This window comes from Paenibacillus xinjiangensis, from assembly GCF_059686975.1.
On the sequence record NZ_JCAALS010000016.1, the window covers coordinates 108,751 to 121,478 of the forward strand.

A 12,728-nucleotide genomic window follows, 5' to 3' on the forward strand; every position below is an offset into this window, starting at 1 on the left:
AAGGAGTGATAGGACAATGTCGATTACGAAAAGGTACCCTTTCGAGGATATGAAGCTTCCATTAGAGGAGCGGGTGATTGATCTAGTCTCAAGGTTCACACTTGAGGAGAAGATTGAATCCATGGTGCAGTACCAGCCGGCCATTGAACGTCTCGGTGTGAAGCCTTACAAACATGGAACAGAAGCAGCACATGGTATTGCTTGGCTTGGGGAAGCCACAACCTTCCCACAGCCGATCGGACTTGGCTGTACGTGGAATCCGGAACTAATGAAACAAATCGGCTCTGTTATTGGCGATGAGGCTCGTGTCTACTATCAGAAGAATCCGGAAGTGAATGGCTTAACGCTATGGGCACCAACCGTTGATATGGAGCGCGATCCTCGCTGGGGCAGAACGGAAGAGGCATACGGCGAAGATCCGAAGCTGACCGGTGAGCTCACCGCTTCGCTCGTACAAGGCATTCAAGGTGATCATCCGCTGTATTACAAAGCGGTTGCGACGCTTAAGCATTTTATCGGCAATAATAATGAGATTAATCGTGGCAGCTGTTCTGCGAGCATCGACCCGCGCAATATGAAGGAATATTACCAGCGCGCATTCGAGCCTGCCTTCGTTAAAGGCGGAGCCTATTCCATGATGACCTCCTATAATGCCGTTAATGGCATTCCAACGATTCTGCACGAAGACGTTAACAAGATCGTTAAGGGTGAATGGGGGATGAATGGCTTCATTGTCAGCGATGCGGGAGATTTGCTTGGTATCGTCAATGACCATCACTATTATGACACCTACAAAGAGGCGGTTGCCCATTCCATCAAGGCTGGAATTGACAGCATAACCGATGACAAGGACAAGTCCTGCGAAGCGATCCGTGAAGCGCTGGCTGAAGGCTTACTTGCAGAGTCCGATCTGGATCAAGCGCTGACCAATACGTTCCGCGTAAGATTCCGTCTTGGGGAATTCGACACCGAAGAGCAGAACCCGTACGCGAATATGCCGGAATCGAAGCTATGCGCACCTGAGCATGCGGAGCTGTCTCTAAGGGCTGCTCGCGAGTCGATCGTTCTTCTGAAGAATGAGAACAGCATGCTGCCGCTCGATAAGAATAAATGTGCCAATACAGCTGTAATTGGGCCGCTAGGCAATGTCGTATATCGGGACTGGTATTCGGGTTCCTTCCCTTACAAAGTCACTCCGTTCGAAGCGATTCAGGCGAAGCTGGATGGCAAGCACGTATCGTTCAACAGCGGTAATGATCTGGCAGCCTTGAAGCTGGCAGCCAGCGGAGCAGCTGTTGCACTTGGCGAAGACGGTGTTCTACAGGGAAAGCCAGACAGTGTAGAGCAATTGTTCGAGGTAACGGATTGGGGCTGGGGGAGCTTCACGCTTCAGAGCACCACGAGCGGCAAATATGCAACGACGGCTGATGACAAGCATGTCGCTGCTGCTGCAGATGAGCCATTCGGCTGGTTTGTTAAAGAGGTTCTGCGGCTTGAAGAAGCAGGTGAAGGGACAACGGCATTCCGTACATGGGATGGCAAGCCGATTACGGTATCCGCAGATAACAAGCTAATCGTGGCAGAGGAAGGTGTCACTGCTGCTGCAGGTGAGTTCATTGTGGATGTGAAGGCGGATGGTCTTGCCGAAGCGATCGCCGCTGCACGCGAAGCAGAGACAGCTATTGTATTCGTTGGCAATAATCCGATGATTAACGGCAAAGAGGACAGTGACCGCCCTGGCCTCACACTCGCGGAATCACAGGAGCGTCTGGTGAAGGAAGTGTTCGCGGTTAACCCGAATACCGTCGTGGTCGTTATCGGCAGTTATCCGCTGGAGCTTAATTGGATACAGGAGAATATTCCGGCTGTCCTCTATTTGTCTCATGCTGGACAGGAGCTTGGCAATGCGGTTGCCGACGTGCTGTTCGGAGATTACGCGCCAGCAGGCCGTCTGAACATGACTTGGTATCGGAACAGCGAGCAGGAGCTTCGCGATATTATGGATTACGATATTATTAAAGGCAACCGGACCTATATGTACTTCGAAGGGACGCCATTGTATCCGTTCGGACATGGTCTTACGTATTCGAAGTTCGAATACGGCAGTCTGGACCTTGCACCGGCTGGTGCTGGAGAGTGGAGAGCAACCATTCAGGTAACGAATAAAGGTGCGAAGGCGGGGGACGAGGTTGTTCAGCTGTATGTCCGCGTCGATTCCTCCAGAGTGAAGCGTGCAGCGAAGCAGCTGGTCGGATTCGTCCGCGTACATCTCGAGCCTGGGGAGACTATAGCCGCCGAGCTTCAAGTATCCGCATCCGAGCTTGCCTTATGGGATGTTACACGTGACCGCTTCTGCTTGGAAGCAGGCAGCTATACCTTCATGGCAGGCAGCAGCTCAGCTGATATTCGTCTGTCGAGAGCATTATCGATTGAAGGGGAGACGATTCCAGCACGAGTGGTGACGGATCAGACACGTGCGGACAATTACGATGATTACGCTGCGGTTATACTGGATGAGAGCAAGGAGGGCGGTACTTGCGTTACTCCTGCTGAGGCCGGCGTGCAGGGCTGGATTCAGTTCTCGACGATTGCTTGGAGCGGAAGCCCACAATCATTCGAGGCTCGAGTAAGCGGAGGTGCTGATGGTGGAACGGTTGCGGTGAAGATCGGTTCACTCGATAGTGAGCCTGTCGCTGCTATCGATGTGCAGTCGAGCGGTAAGCAACAATGGGAGACTATTACAGCAGAGCTGATGAATACCGAGCAAGCTTCGGATGTCTATATTGTTGTGGGTGGGACAGCTAGGCTCAGCACCTTCAAGTTCAATCTCTAATTTGCATGTAATGAACCTGCCTCTGCTTAATGGGGCAGGTTTTTCCATATGAACCAAGATCCTATTCATTCTTGTTGAAATGCTTCACTAGGATGAAGAAACCGGTACTGCTTACCTGTTTACGAATGTTCATAAACCGTTCTATAATGAGTGGCAATGTCTTTACAGCAAGCAAGCGAGTAAGCGAAGGCTTGCTTAGATTTAATAGAAAACGCTTTCCTTATAGCAAAAGGTGGCAGCATACGAATGATTAAGCTTTCTTCCCTCTCGCAGAGAATGAATGATGTCCGCATAAAGAACAAGCTCATTCTTACTTTTATACTGGTGGCGTGTGTCCCGGTGCTCGTGGTGGGGCTTCTGCTGACGGCAGCTTACCGACAGAACGTACTCGATCAAGCGACGGAGCAGACGCTCAATAACGTGGAGAAGATTAAGAAACAGACGCTGGATACGATCCGCATGCCGATTGAAATATCGGAGAAGCTGCTCGTGGACAGCAGATTGACACAAGTCGTGAATACGCAGTATGAGACGACATTTGAGGTTACCAAGGCGTTATGGGATTATAGGGACTTCAAAGATTATATGCGATTGTACAGCGAAATTTATAACATCCGCTTTTATACAACAAATAAGACTCTGCTCAACAATTGGGAGTTTATTAACATTAATGATGAGGTCAGCTTATCCTCATGGTATGTAGAAGCGATTCAGGAGGATGGCATCCACTGGATCTATGCACCGGATGAGACGAAGAGCAATAATAAATATCTTAGCCTCGTGCGCAAAATTTCCTTCCCATCTTATCGAACGAGCGGCGTGCTCGTTATTGCAATCAATCAGGACGAGCTTAATGCTATATTGAGCCAAGAGCCTTTCGATACGATGATCTTCGACGAAGGCGGCAATATTATTGCAGCCAGCCAGACGGATCGTGTCGGTCTTAACATAGCAGATATTGATTTCGCGAATGAGCTGACGCACAAGCCTGCAGGAACGTATGAGTTCGACTACGAAGGCGAGCGTTCCAAAATCATCATTGAAGAGCTGCAGCCGGCAGCTAGCCGCAATAGCCTTCGAGTTGTATCCGTGTTCACGATTGATAGCATCGTAAGCGAAGCTAATCGAATTAGCAGGCTGGGCCTTACGGTAATTGGCTTAGCGCTAATTATTGCATGTGTGCTTATCTATATTTTCTCCGGCATATTGGCTAAGAGAATGCTCTTGCTGAACAAAGACTTGAACAGAGTGTCTCGAGGAGATCTTCATGTCATCTCCACAATTAAAGGCAATGATGAGATCGGCATGCTATCAAGGCAGTTCAACAACATGGTGAACAATATTCGAGCTCTGATGGATGAGGTGTCGGAGTCCCAAAGGGTACAAGGCCAGCTCCAGCTGCGGCAGAAAGAAATTAAGTTGAAAATGATGGCAAGCCAGATTAATCCGCATTTCATCTTCAACGCACTTGAATCGATTCGGATGAAGGCACATGTTAATGGACAGACAGAGATCGCTTCGGTCGTCCGAATGCTGGGCAAGATGATCCGTCGCAATCTGGAGATCGGGGCACGCCAAATTCCGCTTAAGGAAGAGCTCGAAATTATACGCTGTTATCTGGAAATTCAGCAGTTCCGCTATGGGAATGAACGCCTGACCTTCGATATGCAATTGAGCCCGGCGGCACAGCTGATTGAAATTCCTCCGCTCATTATACAGCCTCTGGTTGAGAATGCTGTGGTGCATGGTCTCGAGAATATCGGGGAGGGCGGCAGGGTGTCCGTTACAACAGAATTCGCCGGTAATTGGCTATTCGTTGAGGTGTCCGATAACGGTGTTGGTATCGAGCCTAATAAGCTAATTGAAATACTGAAGTCATTGGATGATATGGAGGAAGAAGAGCAATATCGCATTGGACTTCGTAATGTTCATCAGCGGCTGGTAATGCTCTATGGCGAGGCTTGTGGACTCCTCATCGAGAGTGGTCCAGAGGGCATTGGGACGACGATATCATTCCGAATACCAGGGGGAGGATTGTAGGATGCATAAGCTGTTAATAGTAGATGATGAGCCGATGATCCGGGAAGGGCTGAAATCGATCATTGATTGGAACAGTCTAGGCTTCGAGTGGGTAGGCGAGGCGGCTAACGGGATCGATGCGATAGCTCAGCACGAAGCTCTGGCTCCAGATCTGATCTTAATGGATATAAGAATGCCCGGTATGGATGGGATGCAGGTTATTGAGGAAATTCGAAAAAGAGACGCTAGGTGCCACTTTCTGATTCTAAGCGGCTACGCTGATTTCTCTTATGCCAAGCAAGCTATTGTACATGGTGTAGATGGTTATATTCTGAAGCCTATCGATGATGATGAGCTGTATGAGTATGCACAGCGAATCAGTACGATCATTAATAAGCAATTCGTACAAGAGCTTAGCCAAGGGCAGACGAATGCGCTGCGCCGTGAAGAGCTGCTGCAGACGGTTATGCTGGATGGGAATAATGAAGCCGAGCTAGCGGAATTGAATGGGCTGCTGGGGGAATCGATCAAAACCTATCAGCTGCTGCTTATCCAGTGGTCTCTTGCAGATGAGCAGCATACTGCCGCCATATCCGAAGCGAAGCGCAAGCTGACCGAATCCGTTGAGGATGGCTGTATCGGATGGACGTTCAGCTATTCCACATATACCGCTGTGCTGCTGAAGGATTATTTGGTTCAGAGTGGCTCGCGTGAACTATTGAAGCAATGGCTGGAGCAAGCGGCTCAGCCGGACTTAACCTTTACAGCTGTGGCGGGAGAGTCTGTCCGCCTTCTAGCTGATCTGCCGCATAGCTTCGAGACGGCGGTCGGGAGCATGAAGTACAGCTTCATGCTGACTCCTGGTGAGATTCATCTGGGCTCTAGGGAATCCTCTGATAGCGATGACGAGCATGCTGACGTGACGAGAGAGTCGACGATAGAGGAGCTTGCGCAGAAGCTATTCTATACGCTGGATATCGGCAGTCAGGAGGGCGTGCAGCAGACGCTCCAAGCAGCAGGGACGCAGATATGCAAGCATAACCGTTCGGAGCAGCGGATTAAGATGAGCTTCGCCCAGATGCTGACCATCGTTATTAACAAGCTGACCGCTGTTCACGTACAGCTGTCGGTGCAGGATGAGCTTCGAATGATTACTGACCTATACAAACAGACCCATTACGGCGATATGATGCTGCACTTGAGCGAGCGCTTGTCGCAGCTGGCATTCCGGCTTGGCAATTCCAGCAATGTGACGGTCATCAAGCAAATGACCGATTTCATTGAGCGTCATTATGCGGAGAATTTGAAGCTGGAGACGTTAGCTGAGCTGTTCAACTATAACAGCGGCTATTTGGGCAAGATGTTCAAAAATTTCACAGGCGAGCATTTCAATACGTATCTCGATCAGGTTAGGATTCAGCATGCGATTGAGCTGCTGCAGCAGGGTCTCAAGGTGCATCAGGTGTCCGAGCTGGTCGGTTATGCGAATGTGGATTACTTCCATAGCAAATTCAAGAAGTACAAAGGCTTATCCCCGTCCTCCTTCAAAGGAATCATGAAGTCAGGCAGCAAGCACAATCCGGTCAAATAAAGAAAAACATAGAATAATTAGGTTGAGAATGCGGTATTTGCACGAGCGTGGACGTGCGGATACCGTATTTTTTGTAGAAAAATCATATGAAAAATAGCTACTGGCGGCTACCGCATATTTTTATATGATTTTAGGTGGAATTTGTCGGGTGCCATTATGTAAGCGCTATCGTTATTATTAACCTATAAGAAAAACAAAGAGAGAGAAGTAGCCAGTATTCGGGCGTGATTGAGGAGGAGCAGGAATGAAATCTACGACAACAGAGGCTCTAGCTCAGACAGAGAGAGCAGGGAAGGTTAAAAAGCGGTTCTGGTATACCGTGCTTCAGCAAAAATACTTATACCTTATGTCCCTTCCTTTTATTATTTGGATTTTTGTATTTAGCTATGTTCCGATCTGGGGCTGGTTAATGGCCTTCCAGAATTATAAGCCTTCCAAGTCCATTATCGATCAGAAATGGGTAGGCCTGAAAAACTTCATCGAACTGTTCCAAGATGAGCGATTCTATCTCGTTCTTCGCAATACGCTCGGCATGAGCATAATGGGACTTATCGTAAGCTTCACCGTTCCCATTATTTTCGCCTTGCTATTGAATGAAATTAGAGGCAGTCTATTCAAGCGCTCTATCCAGACGATCTCTTATCTGCCTCACTTCGTATCATGGGTCGTCGTAGCCGGGCTAGTGACGAAGATGCTATCGACTGATGGCGGTGCTGTGAACCAGCTGCTTATGTCTCTTCATCTCATCGACCAGCCGATTCAGTTCTTGGCTAAGGGAGAATACTTCTGGGGAATCGTAACCGCTTCGGATATGTGGAAGGAAACAGGCTGGAACTCGATTATTTTCCTAGCAGCAATGGCGGGTATTGATCAAGAGCAGTACGAGGCTGCTACAGTAGACGGTGCCGGCAGATTCCGCAAAATGTGGAATATTACCCTTCCAGGCATCCGCACCACCTTCATGGTTCTGCTTATATTGTCTATCGGTCACTTGATCGGCATCGGCTATGAGAAACAGCTCTTGCTCGGCAACCCGCTAGTCAAGGATTACTCCGAGGTACTCGAATTGTATGCGCTCAACTACGGCATCAATCTAAGCCGGTATTCCTATGGAACGGCAATCGGCATATTCAACTCGGTTGTCAGCATTGTCCTGGTATTCTCGGCGAACTTCATCTACAAGCGAGTGACTAAAGAGTCGGTCATATAGGAGGATCAGCGTATGCAAGGTATGACACATAGAAACACATCCGATAAAATATTCGATGTTGCCGTATATGTATTAATGACAATCGTAGGTATCGTAACCCTATATCCATTTCTCAACGTATTGGCTATTTCGTTCAATCAATCCATGGATACGGTAAAAGGCGGCATTACCATATTTCCTAGGGAATTCACCTTACAGAACTATGCTGAGATTTTTCGATACGAGAGCCTGCTGACAGGCTTTAAGAACTCCGTGCTCCGTACGCTCTTAGGAACGGCAGTTGGCGTTGTATCCTCCGCGATGGTAGCGTTCGTGCTTAGTCGCAGAGATTTTCAGGCGAGAAAATGGATGTCGGTAATGTTCGCCATGACGATGTACTTCTCCGGTGGCTTGATTCCCGCTTACATGCTCATTCGCAATCTGGAGCTGATCGGAACATTCTGGGTATACATCATTCCGGGATTGCTAAGTGTATGGAATGTATTCGTTATCCGCTCTTACATTGACGGCCTGCCAATCGCCTTGCAGGAATCGGCTAAGATTGATGGAGCGAATGATTGGACGATCTTCTGGCGAGTTATTCTTCCACTCTGTCAGCCGGTACTCGCAACTATCGCCTTGTTCATTGCAGTCGGACAATGGAATGCATGGTTCGATACGTATCTATACAACTCCGGTCATCCGGAGAACACAACGCTTCAATATGAATTGATGAAGGTGCTTCAATCGACACAATCAAGCTCCAACTATCGTGATCCTAATGCGCAAGCATCGATGGCTTCGGTATCACCGGAATCGATTCGAATGGCTATCACTATTGTTGTTACGGTACCTATTCTTCTAGTGTATCCGTTCTTGCAGAAGTATTTTGTCAAAGGGATGACGTTAGGTGCGGTGAAGAGCTAGTTCTGCTATGGTAGCAACAGGATTTCCTGTTCTATATATTGTTCATTTATAAATAAGGGGAGGCAAACAGCAATGAAAAGAAAGAAAACAGCGTGGGCAGGCCTGTTAGTCGCACTAGTAATGCTGGTATCTGCTTGTGGCAATTCGAACAATAACAACGCTAACACAGGTTCTACGAATACCGGAGACGGAGCGCTAGAGCCGATGACAATCAAGATGGTTTCTGGTGATGTTAACACATCTTGGGATGATATGCAGAGTGATATCGGCAAGCTCATTCAAGAGAAGACAGGAATCACGTTGAAACAGGAGTTCCCAGTTGGCGGTGGCGATCAGGATTTATTCGCTCTTATGGTCGCAAGTGATGAGTACCCAGATATCGTTATGGCAAAAGGCAATGTAAGCAAGCTGGTTGATGCTGGCGCGATGCTTGACCTGACTGATCTGATTGAAGAGCATGCACCTAACCTGAAAAAGGTCTATGGGGAATATATGAACCGTCTGAAGTGGAGCAACGACGATGAAGCAATCTACGTGCTTCCTACTGATGGCGTAGGACAGAAGTATTTTGAAGCAGGGGGCGGCTTCCAGCTTCAGCATCAAGTGCTTGAAGAGCTAGGCTATCCAGAGATCAAAACCGTTCAAGATTATGAAGATGCAATCAAAGCTTATATTGCGAAGCACCCTACTACGGAAGACGGCCAACCGACAATCGGTATGTCGCTTAATGGCGGCGAATGGCAAATTCTAATCTCTGTTACGAACCCGGCTTTCTATGCAACAGGCGCACCGGATGACGGAGAATTCTTCATCAATCAAGAATCCTATGAGACAATCATGCATTACCAGCGTCCGGAAGAGAAAGAGTATTTCCGTTGGTTGAACCATATGAACGATATTGGCTTGCTGGACAAAGAAAGCTTCGTTCAGAAATATGACCAATACAAAGCGAAAATCGCTACTGGGCGTGTACTAGGCTTAGTCGATCAGAAGTGGGATTATGAAGAAGCAGAGAATACGCTCAAAAATGATGGCAAAATCAATCAAACCTATGCACGCTTCCCTGTTACGATGGATGAGAGCATCAAGGATCATTCCTTCCAAGGTACAGGCTTCCTGGCAGGCTGGGGCGTAGGCATTACCAAAGATGCCAAAGATCCAGTGCGCATCATCAAATTCCTGGACTACCTGGCTTCTGATGAAGGTCAAGTGCTTCGCAACTGGGGTATTGAAGGTGTTCACTATGATGTAGTAGACGGCAAACGTGTACTGAAGCAAGAATTCCTGGATATGAAGACGAATGATGGCAACAAATTCAAGAAAACGACTGGTATTGGCAACTATGACCTGTCCGCTCGTTACGGCGATGGCGTTCAAGATTCTACGGGTAACTACTACACGCTGAACTATCCTGAAGCGATTGTAGCGAACTACACCGAAGCGGATTTGAAAACGTTGAAGGAGTACGGCGCGACAACGTATAAGGACTTGTGGCCGGCAGATGATGAGTTCCCAGAGCGTGCATATGGAGCAGCTTGGAACATTGCATTCGAGACAGGCTCAGAAGCTAACGTTATTTTCCAAAAAACGCAAGATATAATGAAGAAACGCGTTCCTGAAGCGATTCTGGCGAAGCCAGCTGACTTCGATAAAGTATGGGATGCCTTCATGAATGACCTGGACAAAGCTGGTGTTGCGAAGCTTAATGCTGAATACACACAAATGGTGAAAGACAGAGTTGAGCTTTGGTCTAAATAAGTTATACAGGGGAGAGCTCATACCAATGAGCTCTTTGCTTGCGTTATATACCGCTTGTGCCTGCGCTGAGTTATTCAGGAAAGCAAGCCTTTGGACAATCTCCATCTAGCTGGGGACCTGCATATACTTTAGATATAAGCCTATGCGGGAGGAATCCGAAGATGAGCAGTAGAGCGCTACGCCGTAGAACGAGTCCACTGTTAGTGCTGGTCCTATTCGTTCTTCTTATTGTTTTATTGGTTATTTGTATACGGTAAAGATATAGCTGTCCTATTAACAAGCTGCCGCTGGCGATAAGCCGGTGCAGCTTGTTTGTCGTATGGCAATACGCGTAACGCAATCCAGTGCTCATACATAACAATCTCTGTTATTACAAATAATGAATAGGATGGCAATACACTCATGAATCAGCGCTCAACGACTTAGGTTTCAAGGAGGAGATCATACTGGCAGCAAACACTGGAAGCAACAAATACAAGAAAATGTCGATGTCTTCCAAGGAATATCAGACCTTTGCCAAGACACGCGAGCCTTCACGCTCTATATTCGCCAATTGCATCAAAGCTTTCGTCGTTGGCGGCGGCATATGCGTGCTTGGACAAGCCATTCAACAAATGTTCATCCATCTCATGGACATGAAGCCTGAGGATGCTAGCAATCCAACCGTGGCTGTACTTATTCTCATATCGGTAATACTGACCAGCCTGGGCGTGTATGACAAAATAGCCCAGTGGGCTGGAGCTGGCACAGCGGTGCCTGTTACCGGCTTCGCGAACTCGATGTGCTCTGCAGCACTGGAGCATCGGAGCGAAGGACTTGTTCTTGGCGTTGGAGCGAACATGTTCAAGCTGGCAGGCTCTGTAATCGTGTTCGGTACGGTTGCTGCTTTCTTCGTAGGCATTGCCCATCTCATATTCGGAACAGCTGGGGGACACTGATATGCTGCGGGGAAAACAAACATGGTGGTTTGAGAATCGTCCAGTTATTATTGGCGCGGCAACGGTTGTCGGACCTGACGAAGGTGACGGGCCGCTTGCTGCCGATTTCGACCTCGTGCATCCTGAGCTTGATATGCAGCAGAAAACCTGGGAGAAAGCAGAGCGCCTGCTGCTGGAGCAAGCCTCGGAATTTGCCGTGCAGAATGCCCGAATTGAGAAGGATCAGCTGCAGTTCTATGTTGGCGGAGACTTGATGAATCAGATCATCAGCAATAGCTTCGCAGCAAGAGCGCTTGGCGTGCCTTATCTCGGCGTCTTCGGAGCATGCTCGACCTCGATGGAATCATTGGCGCTTGCTTCTCTTATCGTCAATTCCAAACAGGCGGATTATGTTCTTGCGGGGACCTGCAGTCATAACTGTACGGCTGAGAAGCAATTCCGCTATCCAACCGAATATGGCTCCCAGAAGCCGCCGACAGCCCAATATACGGTAACGGGAGCGGGAGCAGCTATAGTGTCAGGGCAAGGCGACGGGCCGGTCGTGGAGTGTGCAACAATTGGGAAGGTTATCGATCTGGGTATTAAGGACCCATTCAATATGGGAGCGGCTATGGCTCCTGCTGCTGTGAATACGATACAAGCGCATTTCGAGGATACGGGGCGGTCGCCGAAGGATTATGATCTCATCGTTACCGGTGATTTGGCTGGAGTAGGCCATCCGCTCGCGACGGAGCTGCTGCTTCGGGATGGCGTGCCGATGAACGATACGATATTCAAGGATTGCGGGCTTATGGTCTACGATGTGAAGAACCAGAAGGTACAGGCGGGCGGGAGCGGCTGCGGCTGTTCAGCAGTCGTGACATACGGTCATCTGCTGAAGAAGATCATCAGAGGTGAGCTTGATCGTATTCTGGTCGTGGCGACAGGTGCGCTTCTGTCTCCCATCTCCTTCCAGCAAGGAGAAAGCATTCCTGGCATCGCACATGCGGTTGCCATTAGTAACGGAAAGGATTGATGGAGTAATGCAGTTTCTGTGGGCTTTTCTGGTCGGGGGAGCTATATGCGTAGTCGGCCAAATTATGTTCGATGTATTCAAGCTTACACCCGCTCATACAATGGCAACACTCGTCGTTGTAGGGGCCGTTGTTGATGGTATTGGGCTCTATGATCCCTTAGTTAAATTCGCTGGCGCTGGTGCTACTGTCCCCATCACGAGCTTCGGTAATGCTCTTGTGCATGGTGCTCTAACCGAGCTGAATGAGCAAGGCTGGATTGGAGTTATTTCTGGAATATTCAAGGTTACAAGCTCCGGCATCTCGGCAGCGATCATATTCTCCTTCTTGGCAGCGCTCGTTATTAGGCCGAAAGGGTAGTGAAATAGCAATTGGAGGATCCTGTGAGATCCTCCAATTTTTTTTGGCATATCATTTATTTGTGTAACTTCATTAAACTACTGTAAAATAGTTCTAAATA

At 48.4% G+C, this 12,728-nt stretch carries 9 protein-coding genes; all 9 read left to right on the forward strand.

Annotated elements, in window-relative coordinates:
- Positions 1–16 precede the first annotated feature (16 nt).
- On the forward strand, positions 17–2,833 hold the full coding sequence (locus AC6ESP_RS17090) for a glycoside hydrolase family 3 C-terminal domain-containing protein (protein WP_497097931.1): 2,817 nt from the start codon (positions 17–19) through the stop codon (positions 2,831–2,833).
- A 246-nt stretch (positions 2,834–3,079) separates the two neighbouring features.
- A complete protein-coding gene (locus AC6ESP_RS17095; RefSeq protein ID WP_497097932.1) occupies positions 3,080–4,873 on the forward strand; it encodes a sensor histidine kinase in 1,794 nt (597 codons plus the stop codon).
- 1 nt (position 4,874) lies between these two features.
- Positions 4,875–6,443, forward strand: coding sequence for a response regulator transcription factor (locus AC6ESP_RS17100; protein ID WP_497097933.1), 1,569 nt, complete (start codon positions 4,875–4,877; stop codon positions 6,441–6,443).
- Positions 6,444–6,687: 244 nt separating this feature from the next.
- Positions 6,688–7,653, forward strand: coding sequence for an ABC transporter permease (locus AC6ESP_RS17105; protein ID WP_497097934.1), 966 nt, complete (start codon positions 6,688–6,690; stop codon positions 7,651–7,653).
- Positions 7,654–7,674: 21 nt separating this feature from the next.
- Positions 7,675–8,559, forward strand: coding sequence for a carbohydrate ABC transporter permease (locus tag AC6ESP_RS17110; protein WP_497097977.1), 885 nt, complete (start codon positions 7,675–7,677; stop codon positions 8,557–8,559).
- A gap of 72 nt (positions 8,560–8,631) precedes the next feature.
- The gene (locus tag AC6ESP_RS17115) at positions 8,632–10,317 is read left to right on the forward strand and encodes an ABC transporter substrate-binding protein (RefSeq protein WP_497097935.1); all 1,686 of its coding nucleotides are present in this window, start codon (positions 8,632–8,634) and stop codon (positions 10,315–10,317) included.
- Between the two features lie 482 nt (positions 10,318–10,799).
- On the forward strand, positions 10,800–11,255 hold the full coding sequence (spoVAC, locus tag AC6ESP_RS17120) for a stage V sporulation protein AC (protein ID WP_497097936.1): 456 nt from the start codon (positions 10,800–10,802) through the stop codon (positions 11,253–11,255).
- A 1-nt stretch (position 11,256) separates the two neighbouring features.
- Positions 11,257–12,270, forward strand: a complete 1,014-nt coding sequence (spoVAD, locus tag AC6ESP_RS17125; RefSeq protein ID WP_497097937.1) for a stage V sporulation protein AD — start codon at positions 11,257–11,259, stop codon at positions 12,268–12,270.
- A 7-nt stretch (positions 12,271–12,277) separates the two neighbouring features.
- Positions 12,278–12,628: a stage V sporulation protein AE gene (gene spoVAE / locus AC6ESP_RS17130; RefSeq protein ID WP_497097938.1), complete on the forward strand. Its 351-nt coding sequence runs from the start codon at positions 12,278–12,280 to the stop codon at positions 12,626–12,628.
- The last annotated feature ends 100 nt before the right edge of the window (positions 12,629–12,728 follow it).